Genomic DNA, 26,199 nt, shown 5'->3' with positions numbered 1-26,199 from the left:
GTGATCCGGTGCGGGTGGCCGCCGCACCGGATCGCCACGACTAGGGAACCTGCACGCGCAGGTGGCACACCACGGTGTCGCTCATCCGGCGCAGTACCCGTTCGAGTTCGTCGCTGCGGTGGCTCGGCAGCACCCGATCCCACCCGTTCGGTGGATCGATCTCGGCGATCACCACGACCTTGCGCCGACTTCCGAAATTGTCGCGGACATAGCGGGCGACCGGTCCACCGACGGTGGCGTCGCTGTCCTCGAGCAGGACGAGGCGCACCTCGGGATGCCAGACATCCCATGCTTTCGTGAACGCCGTCGTCGATTCACCCGGCAGGCAGACGTGCACGGCGGTGACGTCCTCGCCGATCGACATGGCGGCCGAGAGCGCTTCGCGACTGAGTTCGCAGACTTCCGCGATCGGCACGATGATCGCGGTCCCGGTCGGGCGTGGCTGCGCGGGCACCGCACCGGTGCCGCGCGAACCACCGATCCTGGTGTAGGCGTTGCGAATCCGTTCCATGCCGAGCATCAGCAGCGGCAGCACGAGCACGATCAGCCAGGCACCCTCGGTGAACTTCATCGCGGTGGTGACCACGGCCGCGACGAAGGTCAGCAGCGCGCCGAAGCCGTTGAGCGCGATTCGCCAGCGCCAGCCGTCGGCGCGGGTCAGCCACCAGTGCCGGACCATGCCGGTCTGGGCGATGGTGAACCCGACGAACACGCCGATCGCGAACAGCGGGACGAGCGCGTTCATGCTGCCCGCGGCAGCCACCACCAGCACCGCGGCACTGATCCCGAGCGTCAGCACGCCGTATCGGTAGACCCGGCGCGGGGTGGCGACGGAGAACCGGTGCGGCAGGCAGTTGTCGTCGGCGAGCAGTCTGGTGAGCGTCGGCAGCCCGCCGTAGGAGGTGTTCGCCGCCAGCGCGAGCAGGATGACGGTGGCGAATTGCACCACGTAGTAGCCGATGCCGTGGCCGAGCGCGGCCTCGGTGAGCTGCGAGAGCACGGTGGTGCCCTCGATCGGCTGCAACGAGAACTTCTCGATCAGGACGGCCAGGCCGATCAGCATCGTGCCGAGCAGCAGGCCCAAGGCGACTTCGGCACGCTGGGCGCGCCGCACGCGCGGCTGCTCGAAGCTGGGCACCGCGTTCGCGATCGCCTCGACACCGGTCAGCGCGGCGCAGCCACTGGAGAACGCCTTGAGCAGCAGCAGGACACCCACGGTGTGGATATCGCTGACCGCCGCCGTGCCCGCGGTGACGGCGGCTGGTTCCGAACGCAGCAGCCCGCCGATGATCACCACGAAGATGCCGCCGACGAACACCGCGGTGGGCAGCATGAACGCCTTCGCGCTCTCGGTGATGCCGAGCAGATTGAGCGCGGTGATACCGACCAGCACGGCCAGGCAGATCCACACCGTGTACCCGTGCAGCGCGGGGAACGCCGAGGTCAGCGCGGCGACGCCGGCCGCGATCGAGACCGCGACATTGAGCACGTAGTCGACGATGAGCGAGGCCGCGGCGAGCAGGCTGGTCCGATCGCCGAGGTGCTTCTTGGCGACCGCGTAGGCGCCGCCGCCGTTGGGGAACGCGGCGATCACCTGCCGATAGGACGCGATGAGCACGGCGAGCAGGACCGCGATGGCGAGGGTCACCGGCAGGGTCATGCCGAGTCCGAGCCCGCCCGCGGTGGCCAGGACCAAGACGATGGCTTCCGGTCCGTAGGACACCGAGGCCATCGCGTCGAGGGACAGTCCGGCCAGGCCGGTGGGAACGGTCAGTCCGCGGCGCTCCGGGACGATCTGCGCAGGTCCTGGGGACTTGCGTGGCAGCAGTGCAATCACATATTGCAGTGTCGACCCGTTCCGCGCGGATGCACCCACCGTTGACGGAACCTTGACGGCACGGCGTGAGCGGGCCCACATCGCCGGGGCTCGTAAGCTCAACGGCTGTGAATGCAACCTCGACCGCCTCCCGGCCGACCATCGGTGTCCTCGCGCTGCAGGGTGACGTGCGCGAACACGTTGCCGCGCTGGCGCACTGCGGGGCCGAGCCGGTGCTGGTGCGGCGTGAGTCGGAGTTGGCGGCCGTCGACGGGCTCGTGCTGCCCGGTGGTGAGTCGACCGCGATTTCCAAGCTGCTGCAAGCGTTCGACTTGCTCGAACCGTTGCGGGCGCGGTTGCGCGACGGGCTGCCCGCGTTCGGTTCCTGCGCGGGCATGATCCTGCTCGCCTCGGAGGTCCTCGACACCAGGGCCGACGCCCAGCACCTGTCCGGCATCGATATGACGGTGCGGCGCAACGCGTTCGGTCGTCAGGTCGACTCCTTCGAGACCGACCTGGACTTCACCGGCCTCGACACGCCCGTGCGCGCGGTGTTCATCCGCGCGCCGTGGGTGGAACGGGTCGGGGACGGTGTCGAGGTGCTGGCGCGGGTGCCGCACGGTCCCGCGCAGGGGCGCATCGTCGCCGCCAGGCAGGGCAATGTGGTGGCTACCTCGTTCCATCCCGAGGTGACCGGCGATCTGCGGGTGCACGAACTGTTCGTCGACCTGGTGCGTATCGCGCGGTGAATGCCCGCGTCGGCGGGCGTCGCGCGCGGTGAGTAGGCTGGATCGAGCTTGTCCGCCCGGGCAGACGCGCAACCGACTTGAAGGAAGTAGGGCATGAGCGGCCACTCCAAATGGGCCACCACCAAGCACAAGAAGGCGGGAATCGACGCCAAGCGCGGCAAACTCTTCGCCAAGCTGATCAAGAACATCGAGGTGGCGGCCCGCACTGGTGGTAGTGACCCTGCGGGCAATCCGACGCTGTTCGACGCCATCCAGAAGGCGAAGAAGACATCGGTCCCCAATGACAACATCGAGCGCGCCCGCAAGCGCGGCGGTGGTGAAGAGGCCGGCGGCGCCGACTGGCAGACGATCATGTACGAGGGCTACGGGCCCAACGGTGTCGCCGTGCTGATCGAGTGCCTCACCGACAACCGCAACCGCGCCGCGGGCGAGGTCCGCCTCGCGATGACCCGCAACGGCGGCAACATGGCCGATCCCGGTTCGGTGTCGTACCTGTTCGCCCGCAAGGGCGTGGTGACCCTCGAGAAGAACGGCCTGTCCGAGGACGACGTCCTCGAGACGGTCCTCGACGCGGGCGCCGAGGATGTCAACGACCACGGCGACGTCTTCGAGATCATCTCCGAGCCCGGCGATCTGGTCGCGGTGCGTTCGGCTCTGCAGGCCGCGAACATCGACTACGACTCCGCCGAATCCGGTTTCCAGGCGTCGGTGTCGGTCGCTGTCGACGCCGAGGGCGCTCGCAAGGTGTTCAAACTGGTCGACGCGCTGGAAGACAGCGACGATGTGCAGAACGTGTACACCAATGTCGACATCTCCGACGAGGTCGCGGCGGAACTCGACGACGAGTAGGTTCCCCGCTCGTTGAACCGCCCCGGCCGTGAATTCGGCTGGGGCGGTTCACGTTTCGGCTAGGACGCCCGCTGCTGGTAGTAGTTCGACATCGACGGGTAGTAGTCGGCGAAATCCGGGCGTTCGGTGTGCGTGCACGCGGCGACGAACATGTCCGCGTAGTACTCCCAGCCCGGACCGATCTGCGGGATCTCCGCCAGCTGGTATTCGGACGTCAGATGGTGGACCAGGCGCAGCTCGGTGGCCGCGCCGGTATCGAGCAAGGTCACCTCCAGGCGCCACACGCCGATCTGGTCGGTCGAGGAGATGCCGAGGTGGATCGGTGGGGTGCAGTCGTCGATGTGCATCGGCGTCCACGGTTCACCCTCCTCGAACCGCATCTGCACCCGGATGGTGTTGCCGGTCCCCGCGTCGCCCTCCCAGGTGCCGTACCACCCTGATGTCAGATGCGGATCGGTCAACCGTGCCCACACCTCCTCGATCGGCAACCCCAGCGACCGGGTGATCACCAGATCCCGCCCGTCGGGCGTCGGCACGATGTCACCGGTGGGTATGGCCATGTGTGGTACTCCTCGCCTCGGACGGACCGACCATGCCGGACTTCCTCGACCGTACCCGTGGTCGAAGTCCACCCCCCGGCACAATGAGGATCATGACGCGAATCGATGCGGTCCGTGGCGACATCACCGAACAGCAGGTGGACGCGGTGGTCAACGCCGCGAACTCCTCGCTGCTCGGCGGCGGTGGCGTCGACGGCGCGATCCACCGCAAAGGCGGCCCGCAGATCCTGTCCGAATGTCGCGACCTGCGCGCCTCCCAGTACGGCAAAGGCCTGCGGACCGGGCAGGCGGTGGCGACCACCGCGGGCCGGTTGCCCGCGCACTGGGTGATCCACACGGTCGGCCCCGTGTGGTCGGCCACCGAGGACCGCTCCGAGCTCCTCGCCTCGTGCTACCGCGAATCCCTGCGCGTGGCAGACGAATTGGGTGCGGCGACAGTCGCGTTCCCGGCGATCTCCACCGGCATCTTCGGCTGGCCGATGGACGATGGCGCGCGGATCGCGGTCGAGACCGTACGCGCGGCCGAAACAGCGGTGACGCAGGTGCGGTTCGTCCTGTTCGACGACCGGGCATTCGAGGCCTTCACCGCCGCGCTCGGGTAGCGCCGGCTCGGCGGACGGCGACGAATGTGTCGTACCCCGGTGGCACACTCGCGGCATGACGGAAACCAGTGTGCCGTTTCGGGTTCGGATCCCGATCCGAGTGTCCGATCTCGATCCGCAACTGCATGTCACCGGCTCGGCGTATCAGCAGTTCGCCGACCACGCGCGGTTCGCGTGCGTGACCGAGGCCGGGGTCTCGGTGCCGGACCTACTCGCGGCGGGGGGCAGGGCAAGACCTATCGGGTGGAGCACACCCTCACCAGGGAAGACGGTGAGGTCGCTGCGACGGTGTCGTATGTGAGCGGTCTGCTCGACCTGCGCGCGCGCAAGTTGGTCGCGGATCCGGCGCGGGTCTGGGCTGAGCACGCACGCGATCCCGCGCTACTCGGGCTGGCGCCGCGACCGGCGTGAGTGTCGTGTCGCTGGTCGGCCGGAACGTGGGGATGCTCTAGACTTTCGAACAACTGTTCGTGTCTTCGAAGGGGTGGCCGGTGCGGGTGATGGGCGTCGATCCGGGTCTTACCCGGTGCGGGCTCAGCATGGTCGACAGCGGGCCGGGCCGGAAGGTGGTCGCCCTCGATGTGGGGGTGGTGCGGACGCCGCCGGACGCCGAGCTGGCATTGCGGTTGATGGCTGTCGCCGATGCCGCCGAGGAGTGGATGGATACCCATCGGCCCGAAGCTGTCGCGATCGAGCGGGTTTTCGCGCAGCACAATGTGCGGACCGCGATGGGCACAGCACAGGCCGGTGGGGTGATCGCGCTGGCCGCCGCGCGGCGCGGGATCCGGGTGGCGTTCCATACGCCCAGCGAGGTGAAAGCCGCTGTCACCGGCAACGGTACGGCGGACAAAGCACAGGTCACCGCCATGGTGACGCGGATCCTCGGGTTGCAGGTCGCGCCGAAACCCGCCGATGCCGCCGACGCGCTCGCGCTGGCCATCTGTCATTGTTGGCGGGCGCCGCTGATGGACCGGATGGCGGCCGCGCAGGCACAGGCGGAGGAGGTCCGCCGCCGCTACGAACAACGGCTCGCCGAACAACGGAAGGTGGTGCGCGGGTGATCGCGTCGGTACGCGGTGAGGTACTCGAGATCGCGCTCGATCACGTGGTGATCGAGGCCGCGGGCGTCGGGTACCGCCTCAATGCCACCCCGGCCACTCTCGCCGGGCTCACCCGCGGCGAACAGACCCGCCTCTACACGGCGATGATCGTGCGCGAGGACTCGATGACCCTGTTCGGGTTCGCCGACACCGAAGCACGCGAACTGTTCGGGCTGCTGCAGACCGTCTCCGGCGTCGGCCCCCGCCTGGCGATGGCGGTGCTCGCAGTGCTCGAACCCGAAGCACTGCGAAAAGCGCTGGCCGAGAGCAATGTCGCCGCCCTGACCCGGGTCCCCGGCATCGGCAAGCGCGGCGCCGAGCGGATGGTCGTCGAACTGCGCGACAAGGTGAACCAGGTGGCTGTGCCCACCGGTCCGCCCGGCGCGGAAACACCGAGTACCCCTGTGCGCGAACAGGTTTCCGAAGCGCTCATCGGCCTCGGGTTCCCCGCGAAGCAGGCCGAACAGGCCGTCGACACCGTCCTGGCCGACCAGCCGACCGCCACCACCTCGGTGGCCTTGCGCGCGGCGCTCGGCCTGCTCGGCAAGAACAGGTAGACCGTGTACGACGACGACGACATCGACGAGACCGACGAATCCGACCTCACCGCCCGGTACCTCAGCACCGACGGCGAAGCCGAAACCGGCCTGCGTCCCACCTCGCTCGACGAGTTCATCGGCCAGCCCCGCGTGCGCGAACAGCTCGCCCTCGTCCTGCGCGGCGCGAGCCTGCGCGGCGCCACCCCCGACCACGTCCTGTTGTCGGGACCGCCCGGCCTCGGTAAGACCAGCATGGCGATGATCATCGCGGGCGAACTCGGCACCGCCCTGCGCATCACCTCGGGTCCGGCACTGGAACGCGCGGGCGACCTCGCCGCCATGCTGTCCAACCTGGTCGAGGGCGATGTCCTGTTCATCGACGAGATCCACCGGATGGCCCGCCCGGCCGAGGAGATGCTGTACCTGGCGATGGAGGACTTCCGCGTCGACGTGGTGGTCGGCAAGGGCCCCGGCGCGACCTCGATCCCCCTCGACATCGCCCCGTTCACCCTGGTCGGCGCGACCACCCGCTCGGGCGCGCTCACCGGCCCGCTGCGCGACCGCTTCGGCTTCACCGGCCACATGGACTTCTACGACCCCGCCGAACTGCTGCAGATCCTCACCCGCTCGGCCCGCATCCTCGGCGTGCAGATCGACCACGACGCCGCCGCCGAAGTCGCCGGACGCTCCCGAGGTACTCCGCGGATCGCCAACCGGCTACTGCGCCGCGTCCGCGACTACGCCGAGGTGAGGGCGGACGGCATCATCACCCACCCGATCGCGATGGCGGCGCTCGAGGTCTACGACGTCGACGCGCTGGGCCTGGACCGGCTCGACCGCGCCGTCCTCGGCGCGCTCGTCCGTGGATTCGGTGGGGGACCGGTGGGCGTATCGACCCTGGCCGTCGCCGTCGGCGAGGAAGCGGCCACCGTGGAAGAGGTCTGCGAACCGTTCCTGGTGCGCGCCGGACTCGTCGCCCGCACACCCCGCGGCCGGGTCGCGACGGCGGGCGCCTGGGAGCATCTGGGCCTGGTACCACCGCCCGATCTGGTGATCGGCGCCATCGAAGTGCGTGGGCGCGAACCGCAGCCGAGCGCCGATCGCTTCGACTGAGATACCTCTGCTCCAGGCGGGCACCACACCGCGACGTCGTCTACTGTCGATTCGGTGGCAGTCCTAGAGGTGGTGCAACGACTCCCCGAGCCGTTGCGTTCCCTGCTGATGAAGCATCGGGAACTTCTGAAATTCGCCGTGGTCGGAGCGATCACCTGGTTCATCGATACCGGGGTCGTGTACGCGGTGAAACTGACCGTGCTCGGCGACAAGCCGCTCACCGCGCGCCTGCTCGGCGCGCTGATCGCGACCATCGCCTCCTACATCCTCAATCGCGAGTGGTCGTTCCGCGCACGCGGCGGCAGGCAGCGCAGTCACGAAGCCGCCCTGTTCTTCACGGTCAGCGCACTGGGCATCGCGGTCACCATGATCCCGCAGGCGGTGTCGCTCTACGCGCTGAATCTGCGTGTGCCGCATGTGGATCCGACGGTGCAGATGGTCGCGAACTTCGTCTCGGGTCAGATCCTGGGCGTCCTGCTGGCCATGGCGTTCCGCTTCTGGGCCTTCCGCCGCTACGTCTTCCCCGACGACCTGCGCGAAGCCGAACTCCACAGCATTCAGGGCTGAATCATTGGCGGCTGGCGCCGCGGGTTTTCGGCCTGGGAACCTTGATCTTCCCTCCCGCCGGGTACTCCTTCGTCGCACCCTCTGGTCAGTCCAGATCAAGGCGGCCGAAAACTGGCGGCTGACGCCGCCATTATTTGTCTACTGGGGCCGCAGGCGGCCGAGGACTGTCAGTGCCGGCGTTCGGGGTGTTCCAGGGCCGTGATCACCAGGTCGATGAAGGCGTCCACTTCTTCGCGGGCATAGCCACGGGTGCCGAGTCGGGTGTCGGTGAAGCGGACGCCGCGCACGTCGGAGGTGGTGAGGCTGCCGGGGCCGTTGTGGGCCAGGGTCGCCGCGACCAAATCGAGGAAGGCGTCGACCTCTTCCTCGTGATAGCCGCGCCTGCCGACGGCGGACTGGGTGAAACGCATGCGGTGCACGTCGTCGGGGGTGAGCATCTGGGCGACGTCGTCGCCCGCCCGCGCCGCGGGCACGGGAGCACCGCCCTTCTGACGATGTTCGAGCTCGGTCCGCACCCGGTCGAGGAAGTCGTCGACCTGGTCGGCCTGATACCCGCGACCGCCGAAACGCGGTGCGCCGAAGTGCACGTGACGGATGTCGTCGGCGGTGAGCGCGCCCAGCCCGTCGAGGGTGGCCGACACCCGTTCCAGAAAGGCGTCGACCTCGTCGGCGTGGTAGCCGCGATGCCCCAGCGTCGGCATGGCGAAGTGGGTGCGGCTCACATCGTCGGGCGTCACAGCGGTCATTGTCTCAGGATTGCCCTTCTATCCCACGGCTTTTCGCTATCGGGCAGCGGCGCGCACGCCATCGATGAACAGCCGCCGCACCGCGTGACTGTACACCGACATCGATGCCGGATCAGGCGTTCGCATGCCCGCGACGAGCCCGGCGACGATCATGCCGAGTGCCGCCTTGGCGGTACTGGCGGTGTCGATATCGGCGCGAAGGTAACCGACACGCATGCCGTGCTCGAGGTAGCGCGTCATGAGGATCTCGGTGGCGTCGATCAGGCCGTACACCCGTTCGGTGAGTTCGTCGTCGATGCCGGTGGCGTGGAACAGCAGCAGATGCGCCGTGCGGGGATCGTCGAGCAGGACGCGGTTGAGTGAATCGCCGATCCGGTCGATCAGCGCGGCATATTCCTCGATGGTGGCCGCGCTCTCGGGCTCGATGTCATCGTCGAGCGCGCCGAAGATGCGCCCGCTCACCTCGTCGATGACATGGTCGATGATGTCGCGCTTGTTCGCGAAATAGCGGTAGAAGGTGCCGTGCCCGATGCCGAGGCGCGTGGCGATATCGGCGATCCCGGTGGCGTGGTAGCCCTTCTCGGCGAAGCAGTCGAACGCGGTATCGACTATCTCCCTGCGCAATTCGGCTTTGCGCTGGTCGATTCGCGAGGGTGGCTTCGTCACATTGACGATGTTACTGTCGATGTAACCGGAATGACACATCATTCCGGTGATTCGGCATTCTCATAGCTCATTGTGGAGGTTCGACGTGGTACCTCAGTTCGACGCGATCGTGGTCGGAGCGGGTTTCGGTGGCATCGGTGCGGGCATCGAACTCGACCGGCTCGGATTGCGCGATTTCGTCATCCTGGAACGGGAAGACGACCTGGGCGGCACCTGGCATGTGAACAGGTATCCGGGTCTGGCGGTCGACATCGCGTCGGTGACCTACTCCTATTCCTTCGAGCCGAACCCGCGCTGGACCCGGCTGTTCGCACCCGGCGCCGAGCTGAAGAAATACGCCGAGCACGTGGCCGACAAATACGATCTGCGCAGGCGGATGCGGTTCGGAACCGTTGTCGACGGTGCGCGCTGGGACGCGGAGAACCAGCAGTGGGTGGTTTCGATCGCCGGCGGTGAGACGCTCACCGCGCGCTATCTGCTCGCGGCGACGGGGTTCCTGTCCCAGCCCTACACTCCGCCGTTCCCCGGCATCGAGTCCTTCGCAGGCAAGATCATCCACACCACCGACTGGGACGCCGATTACGACCTGACCGGCCGTAAGGCCGCCATCATCGGCACCGGCGCCACCGCGGTGCAGTTGGTGCCGGAGGTCGCGAAGAAGGTCGACGCACTCACCGTGTTCCAGCGGACCCCGATCTGGGTGGTGCCCAAGGTCGACGCCCCGATTCCGGGGGTGGTGCGGGAACTGTTCGACAGAGTTCCGCTCACGCAGAAGGCGGCCCGGCTGGTCAACACCGGCATGCTCGAGGCGCTGATGGTCGTCGGCGTGCTGCATTACAAGCAGGCCAAACCACTGAACCGGGCGGCCGCCGCGCTGGCAAAGGCGCACCTGTTCGCGCAGGTGCGTGATCCGGAGACCAGGCACAAGCTCACCCCGCACTACGACTTCGGCTGCAAGCGCCCGACGTTTTCCAATCAGTACTTCAAGACGTTCAACCAACCGCACGTACGGCTGGAAACGAACTCGATCGACCATGTGGAACCCGACGGCATCGTCACCGCCGACGGCCACAAGACCGAGATCGACACCCTGCTGCTCGCCACCGGCTTCAATCTCTGGGACGTGAACTTCCCGGCCATCGAGATCGTCGGTCGCGACGGCGTGAACCTCGGAAAGTTCTGGCGCGACAACCGTTTTCAGGCCTACGAGGGCATCACCGTGCCCAAGTTCCCGAACTTCCTCAGCCTCAACAGCCCCTACTCCTACAGCGGGCTGTCGTACTTCACCACCATCGAAGCCCAGATGAAGCACATGGGCCGGTTGTTCACCGAACTGTTCCGCCGCGGCGAGCAGACCTTCGAGGTCACCGAAGAGGCCAACGCGGAGTTCCTCGACCGGATGACCGGCAAGCTGGGTTCCTCGGTGTTCTACGGCGGCGACTGCGCCACCGCGCGCAGCTACTACTTCAACCAGCACGGTGAGGCGGCGCTGCTGCGCCCGACCAGTACCGCCGCCGCGCACCGCGAGGCCGTCACCTTCCCGCTCGACGATTACCGCTACGGCCCCGTCGCCTGAGCGCCCTCGGCCCCGGTTCGCGCATTGCGGACCGGGGCCGTTTCACGCGCGCGTCGGTGTCCGGTGTGTCGCCGCGGCGGGGAACTGGCAGACTGTCAGGCGTACTTGCACGTCCACCACTGACTAGGGACTGACTTCGACGATGGACTTCCTGTTTCCGCTGCTGATCCTGGCCCTGCTCGTGCCGATGTTCTTCGGAATCCGCAAACAGAAGCGGGAGGCCGAGAAGGTCTCGACGATGCAGGAGGCCTTGAAGGTCGGCGACGCTGTCGTCACCACCTCGGGTCTGTACGGCACCGTCGTAGACCTCGACGAGAACACTGTCGACCTGGAGATCGCCGAGGATGTGGTCACCACGTGGCTGCGCCAGGCGATCCGTGAGGTGCGTGCCGAGGAGCCGACGGTCGAGGAGACCCCCGAGGTCACCGACGCTCCTGCCGAGGAAGCCGTGGAACAGACCGAGACCCGGCTGACCAAGGACTGACCAGTCTCTTTTCCCGCCCGGGCGCGCACTGCGTTCCGGGCCGGGCACCGTTGTGCCCACCGATCCAGCCTCGACTTCCGCCTAGGAGATGACCTGCTGTGCCACCTTCCCAAGGATCGGCGCATCCGTTCCGGCTGCTCGGCGTCTACGCCGCGCTGCTGGCCGTGATCTACGCGCTGGTGTTCTTCACCGGTGACCATTCCCCGTCGGCCAAGCTCGGCATCGACCTGCAGGGCGGTACCCGCGTCACGTTGACCGCGCGTACCCCCGACGGCAACAAGCCGAGCCAGGAGAGCCTGAAGAAGGCGCAGGAGATCATCGAGAACCGTGTCAACGGTCTCGGCGTCTCCGGCTCCGAGGTGGTCATCGACGGTGACAACCTGGTCATCACGGTGCCCGGCGAGGACAGCCAGCAGGCACGCGCGCTGGCCACCACCGCCAAGCTCTACATCCGCCCGGTGCTGTTCGCGACCGAGCCGCAGGCAGGCGGGGCGGCTCCGCCCGCGACCGGCACCGCTCCACCAGGTGGCACCGCACCCCCGGCGGCGACGGACACTCCGGCGCCCGCGCCCGGTGAGTCGCCCGCGCCCACCGGCGAGGCACCGACCACCCCGGCACCGCAGTCGCGGGTGTTCCCCGCACAGGCACCGCCGACTCCGACGCCCACGCCGCCGCCCGGTGGTCTTACCCACCAGCAGCAGCAGGCCAAGGAGATCGCCGACGCCAAGGCGCTGCGCCAGAGCACCGATCAGCAGGTTCAGCAGGTCGCCGTGGCGGCCATGGACTGCACCAAGCCCGATCCGCTGGCCGGTAACGACGACCCGACCCTGCCGCTGGTCACCTGCTCGCAGGACGGCACCGAGGTGTTCCTGCTCGGCCCGAGCCGCATCGACGGCCAGGAGATCGCCGACGCGACCTCCGCCCTGAACTCGCAGCAGGCTCGCCATGAGGTGAACCTCGAGTTCAAGTCCGCCGGTGCCGACGCCTGGTCGAAGCTGACCGGTGAGTACGTCAACAAGCGGGTCGCCTTCGTGCTCGACTCGAAGGTCGTCAGCGCGCCGCAGGTGCAGCAGGGCCCGCAGCTGGGTGGCCGCACCTCGATTTCGGGTAGCTTCACCGCCGACAGCGCGTCCGAGCTGGCCAACACACTGAAGTACGGTTCGCTGCCGCTGTCGTTCCAGACCTCGGAAGCGGAGACGGTCTCGGCGACGCTCGGTCTGTCCTCGCTGAAGGCGGGTCTGCTCGCCGGTGCCATCGGCCTGATCGCGGTGCTGCTCTACTGCCTGCTCGTGTACCGGATGCTCGGTCTGCTGGCCGGATTCTCGCTGATCGCGGCCGGTGTCGCGGTCTACGGCATCATCGTGCTGCTCGGGCGGTGGATCGGCTTCACCCTCGACCTCGCCGGTATCGCCGGTCTGATCATCGGTATCGGTCTGACAGCGGACTCGTTCGTGGTGTTCTTCGAACGCATCAAGGACGAGATGCGCGAGGGCCGCAGCTTCCGGTCGGCCGTGCCGCGCGGTTGGGCACGAGCGCAGCGCACCAACCTGTCCGGTAAGACGGTCAGCTTGATCGCCTCGGTCGTGCTGTACCTGCTCGCCGCTGGTCAGGTGAAGGGCTTCGCCTTCACCCTTGGTATCACCACTGTCCTCGACGTGATCGTGCTCTACCTGGTCACCGCACCGCTGATGATGCTCGCCGCACGCTCGCCGTTCTGGGCGAAGCCGTCGGTGAACGGTCTCGGCTCGGTCCAGCAGATCGCCAGGGAACGCGGCCAGGCCCGGCCGAAGGAGATGTCACGATGAGCAACGACAACCCCACCGAGGAATCGGTGAACCTGGACTCCTACGAGCCCGCGCAGGGCCCGAAGCACGGGTTCTTCGAACGTCTCTACACCGGCACCGGCGGCTTCCCGATCGTCAGCAGGCGCAGGTTCTTCTACACGCTGTCGGCGGTGCTGCTGCTGATCTCGCTGCTCAGCATCGCGGTGCGCGGCTTCACCCTCGGAATCGACTTCGAGGGTGGCTCGCGCATCCAGATCCCCGCGGCCGACAACGTCAGCACTCAGCAGGTGGAAGACGTCTACGCCGAGACGCTGGGCCATGGGCCGGTCTCGGTGCAGAAGGTCGGCTCCGGGGCCTCGGCCACCATCCAGGTGCGCTCGGAGACCCTCGACCTGACCCAGACCGAACAGGTCCAGTCCGCGCTCTTCGACGCATTCCAGCCCAAGGACTCGTCCGGCCAGGTGAGCCGCAACGCCATCAGCATCGCCGAGATCAGCGAGACCTGGGGCGGGCAGATCACCCAGAAGGCGCTGATCGCGCTGGCGGTGTTCGTGCTGTTGACGATGATCTACATCGCCATCCGCTTCGAACGAGACATGTCGATCGCGGCGATCGTTTCGCTGTTCTTCAACCTGGTCGTGACGGCGGGTATCTACTCGCTGGTCGGGTTCGAGGTGACACCGGCCGCGGTGATCGGCTTGCTCACGATTCTGGGCTACGTGCTCTACGACAACGTGGTGGTCTTCGACAAGGTCGAGGAGAACACCCGCGGCGTACTGCACCTGAACAAACGCACCTATGCCGAACAGGCCAACCTGGCGGCCAACCAGACCCTGATGCGCTCGATCAGCACCACGGTCATCGGCATCCTGCCGATCATCGGCATGCTGGTGATCGCGGTCTGGCTGCTCGGTGTCGGCACGCTCAAGGACCTCGCACTGGTGCAGCTGGTCGGCATGATCGTCGGCGCCTACTCCTCGATCTTCCTCGCCGTGCCGGTGCTGGTCTCGATCAAGGAACGCTGGGGTCCGGTGGCCGCACACACCAAGAAGGTCCTGGACAAGCGGGCCGGGGTCGGCGCGGGCGTCCGGGTTCCGGTGGGCGCGTCGGCGGCCCGTGGTCCGCGACCGACCGACAGCGGCGCGCCGCGGCCGGGTACGCGTCCGAGCGGAAAGCGTCAGAAGAGAAGGCACTGACGACCGACAAGCAGGGGGTCTCATCATGCGACGCAGCACGATTCGACTGATCACCGGGCTCGCCACGGCGGCCGTGACCACCTCCGTGGTGGCAGGCTGCTCGGCGAAGAACCAGGTGCCCTCCATCGGGTACGCGGTCGACGCCGCGGTCGCCAGCTACAACGGCGCGAGCACGCTCGGTGCCAGTAGCGGTGCCACCGCGGTGTTCGGCCGCGTGCTGACCGGGTTCTTCTACACCGGACCCGATGGTCAGCAGGTGGCCGACACCGATTTCGGTACGGCCAAGGAAGTGCCCGGCGAGACCCAGACGGTGCAGTACCGGCTCAACCCGGACGGGGTGTACTCCGACGGGGTGAAGACCTCCTGCGACGATCTGGTGCTGGCGTGGTCGGCGCGCTCGGGCCAGTTCACCCGCCCCGGCGATCGCGGGCCCGTCTCGTTGTTCGACGCGGCGAGCACCGCGGGCTACGACGAGATCGAACGGATCGACTGTCAGCCGGGATCCAAGGACGCCACCGTGGTGTTCCGGCCGGGCAAGCACTACCTGCCGTGGCGGACGCTGTTCACCGCGGCCGAGGTGATGCCCGCGCACGTGGTGGCGCAGGCGGTCGGTGTGCCGAATGTGGTGAACGCCCTGCAGACCGGCGACGGTGCGGCGATCGGCCGGATCGCCGATTTCTGGAACACCGGCTGGACCGTGAAGGCCGGGGCGCTCGACCTGACGAAGTTCCCGTCCTCGGGGCCGTACCGGATCGAATCCTTCAGCGCGAAGGACGGTTTGGTGCTGGTCGCCAATGAGAAGTGGTGGGGTGACGCGCCCGAGACCAAGCGGATCGTGGTGTGGCCCAAGGGCACCGACTTCGCCGCCAAGGCGAAGGAGAACGCGCTCGGGGTCGTCGATCTCGGTGCCGGGTCGGTCGCGGATCTGAAGCTCGACGGTTTCGACGAGCAGACGGTCGCGAGTCGCGGCGCCGAACAGCTCGTGCTCGCCACCGGTGGGGTGTTCTCGCGGGTGGAGGTGCGCCGGGCGTTCGCGCAGTGTGTGCCGCGGCAGGCGCTGTTCGACACCCTCGGCAAGGCGGGGGAGCCGCCGAAGCACGGGCTCGGTGCCGGTGTTCTCAATGCCCGTGTGGTGCAGCAGGATTCGCTGTACTACCCGGCGGTGATCGGGGGCGCCGATCGGTATCGCGGCGCCGACATCCCCGCCGCCACCGCGACCTTGGCCTCCTCCGGCACCGCGCAACCGACGGTGCGGATCGGTTATCAGGGGCCGGACGCGCGTCGCGCGCAGACCGTGGCGATGATCGCCGAGTCCTGCCGTGGGGCGGGAATCACCGTGGTCGACGCGGGTGCGCCGGACTTCACGCCGTTCAGGCTTCCCGAGGGTGCGGTCGACGCGGTACTCGGCGGAACCGGTGCGGTGCCGGGGCCCTCGGGGTCGAGTGCGGGTGTTGTCGCGTTCGCCGCGTTGCGGGCCGGTAGCGGCCTCGATTTCGGTGGCTTTGCTAATGGTCGCTACGATGCGATCACCGATCAGCTTGCGGGCGAGGCCAACTCGACCGCGACGCTGAACCTGCTGACCGAGGCCGAGAACCTGCTGTGGGCGCAGCTACCGAGCATTCCGTTGTTCGCGACGCCGCGCATCATCGCCTTCGGCAACGGCATGCAGAACGGGATCGCCGGGCCGACACAGGCCGGTACCGGGTGGAATATGGATCGCTGGGTGTTGCAGCGATGAGAAGTGCAGACGTGAGAGGCGAGGGTATGAGCAAGCACGCGGTGGTCGAGTCCGACGATCAGGCCAGTGAGCGGACCGCCGAGGCGGCCGAGGCGGTCACCCGGCTGACCCGCTGGCACGACGACTTCCCCACGCCGGGTGTGCGTTTCGCCGATCTCACCCCGGTCTTCGCCGACGCCGCCGGCTTCCGCGCGGTCATCGACTGCTTCGCCGGCATCGCCCCCGACGCCGACCTCGTGGCCGGTGTCGACGCGCGTGGCTTCCTGCTCGGCGCGGGCGTCGCGGCGACCCTCGGCACCGGTGTGCTCGCCATCCGCAAGGGCGGCAAGCTCCCGCCGCCGGTCGTCTCGCGCGAGTACGAGCTCGAATACGGTTCCGCCGCACTGGAAATCCCCGCCGACGGTGTCGCCCTCGAGGGCAAGCGGATCCTGCTGCTCGACGACGTCCTCGCCACCGGCGGCACCCTCGCCGCCGCGGCCGCCCTGTTCAAGGAGGTCGGCGCCGAGGTGGTCGCCGCCGCGGTGGTGATGGAACTCGAGTTCCTGAAGGGGCGCGAGCACCAGGGCGATTACCCGGTGACCTCGATCGTCAAGATCTGACCCGACCTCAGCGTGCCGCGCGCAGCATCGGCCAGATCGGCGGGCCGCCCGGGAGTTGGAGTTCGCCTGTCACGGTGAAGCCGAAGCGTTCGTAGTACGGAACGTTGACCGGGTTGCTGGATTCGAGATAGGCGAGCGCGCCTTCGGCGTCGACGCGCTCGAGCCGGGAGTGCAGCAGGGCGTGGCCGAAGCCACCACCTCTGGCAGCTGGGGCGGTGCCGATCATGCCCAGGTACCAGTGCGGTTCGGTGGGGTGGTTCTTCTTCAGCAGGTCGCCGACCTGTTTTCCCAAGAGAGTGCGGCGGCCGAAGGCGCGCCAGATGCCGGGCAATGTGCGAAGTTCGGTGATCGTCGACGTCCGAGCCCGGTGCGGCGGGGTCCACAGGGCCGCGCCGCCCACCGTGCCGTCCGGGCGTAGCGCCAGGTCGGAGGCACCGCCGGGGATGAAGATGTGGCGCGCCATGGTGGCGAAAAATCGCGGCAGACCGGCTGCTCGCCGGTGCGGGTCCGGCTGGATCCAGCTCATCACCGGATCGTGCTGGAAGGCCTCGGCCAGCGTCCGCGCCGCCGCGTCGACGTCGCCCTGACCGGCTGTCCGCACCACAATCGTCTCCGACATCGCACTCCTCGGCTAGTGGGCTGTGCTGGCATGCTCGCCCCGAATCCAGACTAGCCTCGACATGAGCGGGCTCACAGGTCCAGGAAATGGGGTGGCGCGCCGGGGTGCCGGGGTGTTATCAATGAAGAGTCTTGTTCCCGGCGATCGGAGTCACGCGTTGATTTCTTGAGGTAGCGCTCTCGGACGGTCCGCATTCTGCGCACCGTGTATCCGTCGCACCTCCAGGGGATCCGCATGACCTCTCTTTCTTTTTCCGATCTCACCTTTCACTGGCCGGATGGCACCGCTGTCTTCGACGGGCTCGATGCTGTCGTCGGACCAGGGCAGATCGGTCTGGTCGGCAGCAACGGCGCCGGAAAATCCACATTGTTGCGGCTGGTTGCCGGTGAACTGAAGCCGGTGCGTGGGTCGATCTCGGTGCCGGGCAGCCTCGGGTACCTGCGTCAGGACCTGGGTATGCGCACCGGTCAGCGGGTCGACGCCGTGCTCGGCATCGCCGAGGTGCGCGAGGCACTGCACCGCATCGAAAGCGGTACCGGCGAGCCCGTGGACTTCGACACCGTCGGCATGGCCTGGCAGGTCGAGGACGAGGCCGTCGCCCTGCTGGGCAAGCTCGGGCTCGACTACGTCGCCGAGTCGGTCGAGGACCTGGACCGCACCCTGGACACCCTGTCGGGCGGGGAGACCGTGCTGCTCGGCCTGGTCGCCGAACTGTTGCGCGAACCCGATGTGCTGCTGCTCGACGAACCGACCAACAACCTCGACGCGGTCGCCCGCGGGCGGCTCTACGAGGTGATCCGGCAGTTCGCGGGCACCGTGATCGTGGTCAGCCACGATCGCGAACTGCTCGACCGGATGGACGGCATCGCCGAACTGCGTGCGGGTGAAATCCGTTCCTTCGGCGGTGGTTTCAGCGAGTACGAGCGGATCATCGAGGCCGAGCAAGCGGCGGCGCGCGCCGCCGTGCGTGACGCGCGCAGCGATGTGCGCAAGCAGGCGCGCGAACTCGTCGACGCGCGAACGAAACTGGACCGGCGGGCACGCTTCGCGCAGAAGATGCAGGACAACAAGCGGGTGCCGAAAATCGTCGCGGGACTGCGCAAGAACGCCGCCGAGGTCTCGGCGGGCAAACTGCGCAACTCCCACATCGACAAACTCGACTCCGCCCGCGAAACCCTCGACCACGCCGAGGAATTGGTGCGCGCGGACCGGGAGATCCGCGTCGAGCTCCCCGGTACCCGGCTGTATCCGGGTCAGGACGTGCTCGACCTGGAGCAGGTCGAACTGGCCAACGGGCCGGTGGTCGACCTGCGCGTGAGCGGACCGGAGCGGATCGCGTTGACCGGGCGGAACGGAGCGGGCAAAACCACCCTGTTGCGCCGGATCGTCGCGCAGGGACCGAAGGTGGCGTGGCGGTTGCTGCCGCAGCGCCTCGACGTCTTCGACGAAACGCGAACGGTGTTCGACAACGTCGCCGCCGCCGCGCCGCACGCGACACCGGAACAGATCCGCGGTCAGCTCGCACGGTTCCTGTTCCGCGGTGCCGACGCCGACATCGCCGCCGCCGCGCTCTCGGGCGGCGAGCGATTGCGCGCCGCCCTGGCGACCCTGCTGCTCGCCGAGCCTGCTCCGAAACTGCTGATGCTCGACGAACCGACCAACAACCTCGACCTGCCCAGCCTCGCCCACCTCACCCAGGCGCTGGCGAGTTTCGAGGGCGCGCTGATCGTGGTGAGCCACGACGAGCGCTTCCTCGACGACATCGGGGTCACCCGCAGGCTCGAGCTCACCCCGGACGGCCTGGTCGAAGACGGCCGGGTGCCTATCGCGCAGGACGTGCGGCCCGGCGAACCGCTCCCGGATAGCGCAGCAGATTCGGGCCCAACCACACCGCTACCGCGGTGAGCGCGAGCCAAGGCCGCAGATGTGGGCGCAACCGCCGGATGCGGCCGTCGGGACCGAGGTCGAGCACCATGGCCTCGGTCATCCGAAAGGGACCGAACCTGGCTTCGCCCAGCAGGACTCGGGTATCGCCGGTGCCGAGGCTGTCGGTCCACCGCAGATCGCTGACCGCTCGATAGACGAGGGTGAGCAAAGGGGCGAGGTCGGTTCGGCCGCGGAATACGAGCCGCCCCGACACCGGCGAGATGAGTTCGGCGTCCTCGGTCAGGGTGTCGAGCAAGGCGGTGATGTCGTTGTCGGTGGTCGCGCGCCGGAATCGGGCGACCGAATCGGTGGACACCGGATCGGTGCGGGCATCGGACATGGGCATGACACCTTCCTTCATGACGAATACTTCAGGCGTATCCCGACCGTAACCAGCTGACTTGCAAAAAGCAATGGACTATCCTCGGTGCCATGGCAAAAGTGGACCTCGCCGAAATCGCGTGCTCGATCGCCCGCACCGTCGGCATCGTGGGCGAGCGGTGGACGCCCCTGATCCTGCGCGACCTGTTCCTCGGCATCACCCGCTTCGAGGACCTGCGTCGCGACCTCGGCATCGCGTCCAATGTGCTGACCGACCGCCTTCGCGCTCTCTGTGACAACGAGATCGTGGAAACCCGCGTGTACCAGGAGAACCCGACGCGAACCGAGTATGTGCTCACCGACCGCGGTCGAGACCTCTACCCGATCCTGACCATGCTGCTGGCCTGGGGTGATCGCTGGCTGGCCGGCGACGATGGGCCACCGCTGTCGGTGGTTCACCGCGACTGCGGCCAGGTGACGGAGGGCGTCGTCGTTTGTGGAGCATGCGCCGCGCCGCTCACCTCGGACAACGTCACGTGGCATGCCGGTCCCGGTGGTAAATCTGGTCCCGGTGTCGCTCTCGTCGCTACACGCTTGGCCCCGCTGTCGGACGGCATTCCCCCTCGCGGATGACCTCGGCCGAATCTGCCGCAGCGCCTTGACGATCGATGTTTTGGTGGAATAGACTAAAACAAGAGAACGCGCGAGGGAGTGGTTCGGATGGGGTACGGGAACTGGGATGACACCGCCTACCGGGCAGGGAAGACGTACCGCGCGCGCCAAGGGGTCGATGATTTCGGATACACGGCCGAGATGCGGGCGAAGCCGTACGACACGTGGTGCGCGCATCCACTGCTCGATCCGTTCGGGGTCGGCAAGCGCGAGTGCCGGGACTCGGCCGAGCACGGGAATTCACTGCCGGTGGCCGTGCTGTTCGATGTGACCGGATCGATGGGGCGGGTGCCGCGCATCATGCAGGACAAGCTCGGGAAACTGCACGGGCTGCTGAAGAACAAGGGGTACGCGCAGGATCCGCAGGTCCTGTTCGGCGCGATCGGCGACGCCGATACCGATCGGGTGCCGTTGCAGGTCGGGCAGTTCGAATCCGACAACCGGATGGACGAACAGCTGCGGGCGATCCTGCTCGAAGGCGGCGGTGGCGGGCAGAAGTCCGAAAGCTATGAACTGGCCGCCTATTTCATCGCCGAGCACGTCGCGACGGACGCCTGGGACAAGCGCGGTAAGAAGGGGTATCTGTTCCTGATCGGCGACGAATTGAACAAGCCTCGCCTGGCCGCGCGGCACATCCGAGCGGTTGTCGGCGACCATGTGCGCCGCGATGTGTTCGTCGAGTCGATCTATCGCGAACTCGAGCAGCGCTGGCACGTGTACTACATCCTGCCACTAGTGAACACTTAACCACATGCCATCCGGTAGCGTGTGATGAATGCGCGCAGCCGTGTACCTCCGCCAGTCCCTCGACCGTTCGGGCAACATGCTGGCAATCAGTCGACAGCGTGACGACTGCCTGAAGCTGTGCGCCGAACGTGGCTGGGAGCCAGTCGAATACGTGGACAACGACATCTCGGCTACCCGATCGAAGAAGCGCCCCGACTACGATCGCATGCTCAAGCACGTCGCCTCCGGAGAGATCAGAGCGATCGTCTCCTGGGACCTCGACCGACTGTATCGCCGCCCCATCGAGCTCGAGCACCTGATCGACATCGCAGACAAGAACGGACTCCTCCTCGCCACCATCACTGGCGACGCCGACTTGTCCACCGACAACGGCCGCCTGTTCGCCCGAATCAAGGGAGCCGTCGCCAAGGCCGAGACCGAGCGCGCTGGTGCCCGCCGTCGCGCGATGGCCAAGCAGCGCGCAGAGGCGGGCGAGAACTGGAGCCCGCGCCGGTCATTCGGATACACGCAGGAGATGGAGCCGCACCCCGAAGAGGCTCGGCTCGTTGTCTCCGCCTATGCCGCGATCATCGCCGGGCACTCGTGCCGCTCGATCGCTACGGCGTGGAACCGTGCCGGGGTAACGACCACCCTCGGTAATCAGTGGACCGGCCCGAACGTCTCGAAGATGCTGCAGCGGCCCCGCTATGCGGCATTGCGCACCTACCAGGGGAAGGTGATCGGCCCGGCGAATTGGCCGGAGCTGGTGCCGCGCGATGTGTGGGAGGCCGCGCAGACGGTGTTCCGTGACCCGTCCCGCCTGTCGAACAAGGGCCCGCGGGTGCGCAAGCATCTGCTCACGTCGGTGGCCGGATGCGGGAAGTGCAACACCGAGGGGGCGGCCATCGCAGGGAAGTCGCCGAAGAAGCTGCCGATCTACACATGCCGCGAATGCCATGGGGTCGTGCGTAGTCAGAGCGAGGTCGACGAGTTCGTTGTCGACACGGTCGTCGGTCGCCTCTCGCGTGAGGATGCGCGCGAGCTGCTGGTCGACGACGAGCGCCCCGACATTGCGGAGCTGCGGTCCGAGGCGGCGGTGCTGCGGGCGCGGATCAAGGCGCTCGCTGCGATGTACGGGCGTGGCGAGATCGATGACGAGCAGTTGACCCTCGGCACGAAGACGGCAAAGGGACTGCTGCAGGCGGTGGAGTCCAAGATGTCGAACGCCCTGCGGGCGAAGATGTTCGAGGGCGTGATCGGTGCCGACGACGTGCGCGCGGCCTTCGACGAATTGGACCTCGGCCGGAGACGTGCCATCGTTCAAGCGCTGATGCGGATCACGATCCTGCCTACGGTCAAAGGCCGGGAGTTCCACAGCGAGCACATTCAGATCGAGTGGCTGTGACCGTTCAGCACCGGAGCCCCCTGGCTGGCCACGGAATGCCGAGAAGGCCGGCCACGGTGATCCCGATCAGTCCGGGCACGGTCCACCACTGGCCGTAAGCGGTGAGCCACGCGGTCATCTCGGCGTGGTCGACGATGAGGCGGGACAGGATGTAGGCGGCGACGATCGCGCTGCTCATCCCCGCCGCGACCATCGCAGCGAGTTGTCCATGGAGGCCGTGCCCGTGGATCCCCGCGATGGCCGCGGCCGTTACGAGCAGTGCGGTCACGACGATTACTGACCAGAAGATCGCCATGTAGATCTGCCCGGCGATGTCGCCGATCTCCGAAGCATCGACTGCTGGAATGGCGCGGGCTTCCGAGATTCGCGACAGGACAATCAGTGCCACGGCTATCACGCCGCCAACGATCAGTGCGGCCCGTCGCGAGTCGAATGTTCCGGTGCTCGCGAAGGTCTCGATGAGGGTGTTCAGGGATTGTCCGGCGAAGAGAGCGCAGGCGGCAATCAGGTAGAGCGACTTCAGCAAGTCGCTCATGTTCTCGCCCAGGATATTCGCGAGCAGTGGGTCCAGCATGTGGTCGCCGACCTCGGTGATCCCGATCAACGTCGCGCCGATCACTGCGGCAATGGCCGCGGTGAACCTGGGAAAGTCGATGACGTCCGACATTTCGGCGTGGTACCTCAGTCGGGCGAGCACGACCAGGGATGATGCCGTGAGCAGCGCGCAGATCGATAGCAGAGGGAACACTTCGCGAGCGTATCGAGTACCTGTGACAGCCGCTGACAAATTGCAGGTCAGGTGCGACGCTTGGGATTCAGAGACCGGCGCCAGGTTTCGGCGGCTCGCTCTGCGTGCGTAGGGATCTCACCGTGCTGGATCAGCTTCCACGCCTCTGCCCGCAGTGAACCGGGATTGACGCCGAGCACCATTTCGATGACGTCCAGCTCAGGAGCGGTAACTTCGCGCTCGCCCAGTTCGATACGCCGAAATGTGTTGGTCGTCAGTCCGACTTCGCTTGCGAATTTTGATTGGACGGGCCAGCGCGGTGTCCGGGCTCGGTCGATTACGGTGCCGTAGGCAATCCGCAGCTGTCTTCGGAGTTCTTTGAATTCGCTCACTGCACACCAGGTTTCGAAATACTTGGCCCGCTGGCAATCCGACAGCGACCATACGGCAAACTTGGGTTTGCTGAATTGTGATGTTTAACATTTTCCAGATCTGGAAAATGGGGTTTGCCAGACGCTAGCCTGACGTCTAGAAGTTTCGTTAGGAAAGTCGCAGTCGGGGAAGATGCCAGGGGGCAGTAGCGTGAACGACGCCGGAGATTCCGACTATCGGGTGGCCAACGTAATTGGCATCGTTGAGCGGAAGCCGGTAGGCCGATTAGTGATTGCACCTGACGGCCTCCTCGAGATCGGCGCGCTGGTGCTGCGCGGTGGTCGTGTGTACATGCTCCCGTGGTGTGGCGTCTCAGACGCACATTTGACCATTCTTCGCAGTGAGGCTGAGCTAGCTGCGGTACATGGGGCGAGTCGCGACTGGCTCCATACGTGCGGTTCGTCGGTGACCTTCGTGCAGGTTCAGTCCTCGGCGTCGAGCATGTCGATGACTGCCTGCGCCTCGTCGGCTGTCGGTCGCCGCAGGGTTGCCCGGCGATTCCACGCCATCGCGTAGTCGTCCTCGTCGTCCCAGTCCGAGAAGCGGGCGCGACCGAGCTCGTCGATCAAGTCCTGCACGCGGGCGATGTCCTCGGCCGGCAACCGGGTCAGGCGCTCGGCCGCGACGGCGATGTTCGCGGCACGCAGTTGTTCACGCGCTCCGCCAAGAGCCGCCGGAACCTGCGTGATGGGGACGTCAGTCGCCTCGTCTGTCGGCGACCCCTCGGTCATCGTGATCGTCATCGCGCGCAGCGCCTGATCCCAGCCGTGGCGCTCAGCCCGGGCTAGCAGCAGGAGTGATTGCCCCGGCTCGTCCGCCAGATACTCGAATGCTCCAAGTGGCATTCCAAGGGCGCGCTCCAATTTGGCCCGGCTTGTCTGCCGCGGCCAGCTGTCCCCTGACTCAAGACTCGCCAACGTTCGGATGTTGACCCCGGCTTTGCGTGCGAGCCCGGCGGCGGTCAGCTCAAGGTCGAGGCGGCGGCGTTGCGCTATAGCCCCGATCCTGCGCTGAGTTGCATCGTCTTCGCGCTCTGTCATGCACTCATGATGTGGGAACACGTAGGAACATGGCAAGTCCCGACACGTGGGCGTTGACCTGCAATTTCAGTAGCAACCATTCGCAATATTGCGTCGCTTCATGTTCCCTCAATGGCTGACATGCGGTTATCTGCCCGCCGAACTGCGATCTCAACATGCAAGACATGCAAGACGGTCTTGCATGTTCCGTATTCATAACCTATGGTCGAGTCATGCCAGACCAGTCATCGGGGACGGACTCATCGGCCCCAGATTCCGAGCAGAAGCGAGTGGGGGAGACCCTGCGAACAATCCGCGAACTTCGTGGCGCGACGCCGCTTCAGATGGCGAAGGCGCTGGGAGTTTCGCGGCAGTACATCTACAACATCGAGTCGGGCCGCAAGCCTCTGACGTATGTGCTGCTTGCGAAGGCAGCCACGTTCCTGGATGTCAGCCAGCTGTCGATCATGCGATCTGACCTCACCGACCAGGTGGGTGCGGCATGACCGCCCGCCTGACCGAGCTCGAGCGGGAGCGCGCTGCCCATATCGCGGCACTGGTCGCCAAGGCGCCGCCGCTGACCGCCGCCCAGGCGCACATCATCCGCACGGCATTCGCCGGTACGTCGATCACGCACAAGAGCCAGGGGAACGCAGCATGAGCACCGACCTGATGCCCTTCACCTACGAGGGTGCGACCGTGCGCACCGTCGTGATCGACGGCGAACCCTGGTTCGTCCTCGCCGATCTGTGTGCGGTCCTCGAGATTCGCAACGGGCGCGATGTCGCCGCCCGCCTGGCCGACGATCAGAAGGGTGTCGCTCAGATCGACACCCTCGGCGGGCGTCAGCAGATGACGATCGTCAACGAGCCCGGCATGTACGAGGTCGTCATCCGCTCCGACAAGGCGGGTGCCGTCATGTTCCGTCGGTGGATCACCGGAGAGGTACTGCCCGCGATCCGCAAGACCGGCGGCTACTCCAGTACGCCAGCGCTGACAGACGACGAGCTGATCCACCAGGCGCTCACTGTGTCCGCGCGCCGCGTGGCCGAACTGACCGAGAAGGTCGCCGAGCTGGCGCCGAAGGCGGCTATGGCCGACGACTTCCTCACCGCTTCCGGCGGCGCCCGGCTGGTGCGCGAGGTCGCGAAGTTGCTGGGCATGAAGGAGAAGGACCTTCGCCGGTTCCTCCTCGACGAGGGCCTCGTATTCGCCAAGCACGCCCCGTGCGGTGCGGTCCAGTACGACCACTACGCCCAGTTCGGCCACCACTTCCAGGCGACGGAGCACGTGGTCAACCACACGTGGGGGTCGTGCACCCACTACACGCTGATGATCCTGCCGCGCGGCATCGAGCTGATCGAGAAGCGCCGGTCGGCGGTGACGGCATGACCACCGTCCTCGGCTACGGCCTTCTCGCCGTAGGCCTCTGGTGCCTCGCGGCCGCCGCGATCTGCTGGCTCTTCGCCCGCATCGTGCGTGGCCTGTCCAAGTACCCCCGCCCGGCGCACCCCCCTGCCGCCGACGCGGGTCGGGTGCGTCCCGCCGGTGCAGCCCGCGGTCATCACGCCGTGACGAGCGCCCGACGGGACGTGCCCCGAACCTCCTCGCGTCTGGTGCTCGTGCAGCCCAGCCGCGGGGTTGGCCCTGCCGATACCACCTCGGCAG

The 26,199-nt window shown here is 67.0% G+C and carries 30 protein-coding genes and 1 pseudogene; 22 read left to right on the top strand and 9 right to left on the bottom strand.

What is annotated here, in order from left to right; genetic code table 11:
• Nucleotides 1-40: 40 nt before the first annotated feature.
• Nucleotides 41-1,837: an APC family permease gene (locus ACFWPK_RS11785; RefSeq protein WP_378914582.1), complete on the bottom strand. Its 1,797-nt coding sequence runs from the start codon at nucleotides 1,835-1,837 to the stop codon at nucleotides 41-43.
• A 107-nt stretch (nucleotides 1,838-1,944) separates the two neighbouring features.
• Between ACFWPK_RS11785 and pdxT the strand changes: the two genes are divergently transcribed.
• Complete coding sequence (gene pdxT / locus ACFWPK_RS11780) at nucleotides 1,945-2,565, top strand: pyridoxal 5'-phosphate synthase glutaminase subunit PdxT (RefSeq protein ID WP_378914581.1); 621 nt, start codon at nucleotides 1,945-1,947, stop codon at nucleotides 2,563-2,565.
• 93 nt (nucleotides 2,566-2,658) lie between these two features.
• A complete protein-coding gene (locus ACFWPK_RS11775) occupies nucleotides 2,659-3,414 on the top strand; it encodes a YebC/PmpR family DNA-binding transcriptional regulator (protein ID WP_378914580.1) in 756 nt (251 codons plus the stop codon).
• A 59-nt stretch (nucleotides 3,415-3,473) separates the two neighbouring features.
• Here the strand turns inward: ACFWPK_RS11775 and ACFWPK_RS11770 are convergent, their stop codons facing one another.
• Nucleotides 3,474-3,974: an SRPBCC domain-containing protein gene (locus ACFWPK_RS11770; protein WP_378914579.1), complete on the bottom strand. Its 501-nt coding sequence runs from the start codon at nucleotides 3,972-3,974 to the stop codon at nucleotides 3,474-3,476.
• A gap of 92 nt (nucleotides 3,975-4,066) precedes the next feature.
• Between ACFWPK_RS11770 and ACFWPK_RS11765 the strand changes: the two genes are divergently transcribed.
• The 6 genes from ACFWPK_RS11765 to ACFWPK_RS11740 all read left to right on the top strand — a co-directional run bounded on the left by ACFWPK_RS11765 (nucleotide 4,067) and on the right by ACFWPK_RS11740 (nucleotide 7,895).
• A complete protein-coding gene (locus ACFWPK_RS11765) occupies nucleotides 4,067-4,576 on the top strand; it encodes an O-acetyl-ADP-ribose deacetylase (RefSeq protein ID WP_378914578.1) in 510 nt (169 codons plus the stop codon).
• A gap of 174 nt (nucleotides 4,577-4,750) precedes the next feature.
• On the top strand, nucleotides 4,751-4,987 hold the full coding sequence (locus ACFWPK_RS11760) for a hypothetical protein (RefSeq protein ID WP_378914577.1): 237 nt from the start codon (nucleotides 4,751-4,753) through the stop codon (nucleotides 4,985-4,987).
• An 80-nt stretch (nucleotides 4,988-5,067) separates the two neighbouring features.
• Nucleotides 5,068-5,637 (top strand): crossover junction endodeoxyribonuclease RuvC, encoded by a 570-nt coding sequence (gene ruvC / locus ACFWPK_RS11755; protein ID WP_194825156.1) that lies wholly within the window; start codon nucleotides 5,068-5,070, stop codon nucleotides 5,635-5,637.
• Nucleotides 5,634-6,233 (top strand): Holliday junction branch migration protein RuvA, encoded by a 600-nt coding sequence (gene ruvA, locus ACFWPK_RS11750; protein WP_378914576.1) that lies wholly within the window; start codon nucleotides 5,634-5,636, stop codon nucleotides 6,231-6,233. Before ruvC ends, ruvA begins: the two co-directional genes overlap by 4 nt.
• Nucleotides 6,234-6,236: 3 nt before the next feature.
• Nucleotides 6,237-7,328, top strand: coding sequence for a Holliday junction branch migration DNA helicase RuvB (gene ruvB, locus ACFWPK_RS11745; RefSeq protein ID WP_378914575.1), 1,092 nt, complete (start codon nucleotides 6,237-6,239; stop codon nucleotides 7,326-7,328).
• A 54-nt stretch (nucleotides 7,329-7,382) separates the two neighbouring features.
• Nucleotides 7,383-7,895 carry a GtrA family protein gene (locus tag ACFWPK_RS11740; RefSeq protein ID WP_378914574.1) on the top strand — a complete coding sequence of 171 codons (513 nt, stop codon included), beginning with the start codon at nucleotides 7,383-7,385 and terminating at the stop codon, nucleotides 7,893-7,895.
• Nucleotides 7,896-8,062: 167 nt separating this feature from the next.
• On the opposite strand, the gene ACFWPK_RS11735 is transcribed toward ACFWPK_RS11740, so the two are convergent.
• A complete protein-coding gene (locus ACFWPK_RS11735) occupies nucleotides 8,063-8,641 on the bottom strand; it encodes a DivIVA domain-containing protein (protein ID WP_378914573.1) in 579 nt (192 codons plus the stop codon).
• A 36-nt stretch (nucleotides 8,642-8,677) separates the two neighbouring features.
• Nucleotides 8,678-9,307, bottom strand: a complete 630-nt coding sequence (locus tag ACFWPK_RS11730; protein WP_378914572.1) for a TetR/AcrR family transcriptional regulator — start codon at nucleotides 9,305-9,307, stop codon at nucleotides 8,678-8,680.
• A gap of 85 nt (nucleotides 9,308-9,392) precedes the next feature.
• Between ACFWPK_RS11730 and ACFWPK_RS11725 the strand changes: the two genes are divergently transcribed.
• The 6 genes from ACFWPK_RS11725 (at nucleotide 9,393) to ACFWPK_RS11700 (ending at nucleotide 16,684) form a co-directional block, all read left to right on the top strand.
• A complete protein-coding gene (locus tag ACFWPK_RS11725) occupies nucleotides 9,393-10,883 on the top strand; it encodes a flavin-containing monooxygenase (RefSeq protein ID WP_378914571.1) in 1,491 nt (496 codons plus the stop codon).
• Nucleotides 10,884-11,025: 142 nt separating this feature from the next.
• The gene (yajC, locus tag ACFWPK_RS11720; protein WP_378914570.1) at nucleotides 11,026-11,367 is read left to right on the top strand and encodes a preprotein translocase subunit YajC; all 342 of its coding nucleotides are present in this window, start codon (nucleotides 11,026-11,028) and stop codon (nucleotides 11,365-11,367) included.
• Nucleotides 11,368-11,465: 98 nt separating this feature from the next.
• Nucleotides 11,466-13,172, top strand: a complete 1,707-nt coding sequence (gene secD / locus ACFWPK_RS11715; RefSeq protein ID WP_378914569.1) for a protein translocase subunit SecD — start codon at nucleotides 11,466-11,468, stop codon at nucleotides 13,170-13,172.
• The gene (gene secF, locus ACFWPK_RS11710) at nucleotides 13,169-14,347 is read left to right on the top strand and encodes a protein translocase subunit SecF (RefSeq protein ID WP_378914568.1); all 1,179 of its coding nucleotides are present in this window, start codon (nucleotides 13,169-13,171) and stop codon (nucleotides 14,345-14,347) included. Before secD ends, secF begins: the two co-directional genes overlap by 4 nt.
• Nucleotides 14,348-14,372: 25 nt before the next feature.
• A complete protein-coding gene (locus tag ACFWPK_RS11705) occupies nucleotides 14,373-16,085 on the top strand; it encodes an ABC transporter substrate-binding protein (protein WP_378914567.1) in 1,713 nt (570 codons plus the stop codon).
• 26 nt (nucleotides 16,086-16,111) lie between these two features.
• Entirely contained in the window at nucleotides 16,112-16,684 is a 573-nt protein-coding gene (locus tag ACFWPK_RS11700) for an adenine phosphoribosyltransferase (RefSeq protein WP_378914566.1), read from the top strand.
• A gap of 7 nt (nucleotides 16,685-16,691) precedes the next feature.
• On the opposite strand, the gene ACFWPK_RS11695 is transcribed toward ACFWPK_RS11700, so the two are convergent.
• A complete protein-coding gene (locus ACFWPK_RS11695; protein WP_378914565.1) occupies nucleotides 16,692-17,303 on the bottom strand; it encodes a GNAT family N-acetyltransferase in 612 nt (203 codons plus the stop codon).
• A 234-nt stretch (nucleotides 17,304-17,537) separates the two neighbouring features.
• Here ACFWPK_RS11695 and ACFWPK_RS11690 point away from each other — a divergent pair, with 234 nt between their 5' ends.
• Nucleotides 17,538-19,208 (top strand): ABC-F family ATP-binding cassette domain-containing protein, encoded by a 1,671-nt coding sequence (locus tag ACFWPK_RS11690; RefSeq protein ID WP_378914564.1) that lies wholly within the window; start codon nucleotides 17,538-17,540, stop codon nucleotides 19,206-19,208.
• Here ACFWPK_RS11690 and ACFWPK_RS11685 read toward each other — a convergent pair.
• Nucleotides 19,126-19,575, bottom strand: a complete 450-nt coding sequence (locus ACFWPK_RS11685; protein ID WP_378914563.1) for a nuclear transport factor 2 family protein — start codon at nucleotides 19,573-19,575, stop codon at nucleotides 19,126-19,128. The genes ACFWPK_RS11690 and ACFWPK_RS11685 overlap by 83 nt on opposite strands.
• Nucleotides 19,576-19,661: 86 nt before the next feature.
• Between ACFWPK_RS11685 and ACFWPK_RS11680 the strand changes: the two genes are divergently transcribed.
• From ACFWPK_RS11680 to ACFWPK_RS11670, 3 genes and pseudogenes are all read left to right on the top strand, one after another.
• Nucleotides 19,662-20,183, top strand: a complete 522-nt coding sequence (locus ACFWPK_RS11680) for a winged helix-turn-helix transcriptional regulator (protein WP_378914562.1) — start codon at nucleotides 19,662-19,664, stop codon at nucleotides 20,181-20,183.
• 87 nt (nucleotides 20,184-20,270) lie between these two features.
• Nucleotides 20,271-20,954: pseudogene (locus ACFWPK_RS11675) on the top strand (hypothetical protein); the annotation flags it as partial.
• A gap of 43 nt (nucleotides 20,955-20,997) precedes the next feature.
• Nucleotides 20,998-22,353: a recombinase family protein gene (locus ACFWPK_RS11670; protein ID WP_378914561.1), complete on the top strand. Its 1,356-nt coding sequence runs from the start codon at nucleotides 20,998-21,000 to the stop codon at nucleotides 22,351-22,353.
• Nucleotides 22,354-22,357: 4 nt separating this feature from the next.
• Here ACFWPK_RS11670 and ACFWPK_RS11665 read toward each other — a convergent pair whose 3' ends face one another.
• The 3 genes from ACFWPK_RS11665 to ACFWPK_RS11655 form a co-directional block, all read right to left on the bottom strand.
• Entirely contained in the window at nucleotides 22,358-23,101 is a 744-nt protein-coding gene (locus tag ACFWPK_RS11665; RefSeq protein ID WP_378914560.1) for a hypothetical protein, read from the bottom strand.
• A gap of 47 nt (nucleotides 23,102-23,148) precedes the next feature.
• A complete protein-coding gene (locus ACFWPK_RS11660; RefSeq protein WP_378914559.1) occupies nucleotides 23,149-23,472 on the bottom strand; it encodes a helix-turn-helix domain-containing protein in 324 nt (107 codons plus the stop codon).
• Nucleotides 23,473-23,934: 462 nt separating this feature from the next.
• A complete protein-coding gene (locus ACFWPK_RS11655) occupies nucleotides 23,935-24,552 on the bottom strand; it encodes a multiprotein-bridging factor 1 family protein (protein ID WP_378914558.1) in 618 nt (205 codons plus the stop codon).
• 269 nt (nucleotides 24,553-24,821) lie between these two features.
• Between ACFWPK_RS11655 and ACFWPK_RS11650 the strand changes: the two genes are divergently transcribed.
• The 4 genes from ACFWPK_RS11650 to ACFWPK_RS11635 form a co-directional block, all read left to right on the top strand.
• The gene (locus ACFWPK_RS11650; RefSeq protein WP_378914557.1) at nucleotides 24,822-25,037 is read left to right on the top strand and encodes a helix-turn-helix transcriptional regulator; all 216 of its coding nucleotides are present in this window, start codon (nucleotides 24,822-24,824) and stop codon (nucleotides 25,035-25,037) included.
• Nucleotides 25,034-25,192, top strand: coding sequence for a hypothetical protein (locus ACFWPK_RS11645; protein WP_378914556.1), 159 nt, complete (start codon nucleotides 25,034-25,036; stop codon nucleotides 25,190-25,192). Before ACFWPK_RS11650 ends, ACFWPK_RS11645 begins: the two co-directional genes overlap by 4 nt.
• The gene (locus tag ACFWPK_RS11640) at nucleotides 25,189-25,923 is read left to right on the top strand and encodes a phage antirepressor (RefSeq protein WP_378914555.1); all 735 of its coding nucleotides are present in this window, start codon (nucleotides 25,189-25,191) and stop codon (nucleotides 25,921-25,923) included. The genes ACFWPK_RS11645 and ACFWPK_RS11640 overlap by 4 nt, the downstream gene beginning before the upstream one ends.
• Nucleotides 25,920-26,199 (top strand): hypothetical protein (locus tag ACFWPK_RS11635; protein ID WP_378914554.1); only part of this gene is annotated, 280 nt, incomplete at its 3' end. The genes ACFWPK_RS11640 and ACFWPK_RS11635, both read left to right, overlap by 4 nt.

Origin of the sequence: Nocardia sp. NPDC058519 (genome assembly GCF_042719755.1) — a bacterium.
Lineage (GTDB): Bacteria > Actinomycetota > Actinomycetes > Mycobacteriales > Mycobacteriaceae > Nocardia.
The sequence above is the reverse complement of the archived record's forward strand: the minus strand, read 5'-3'. Positions and strand labels throughout refer to the sequence as shown.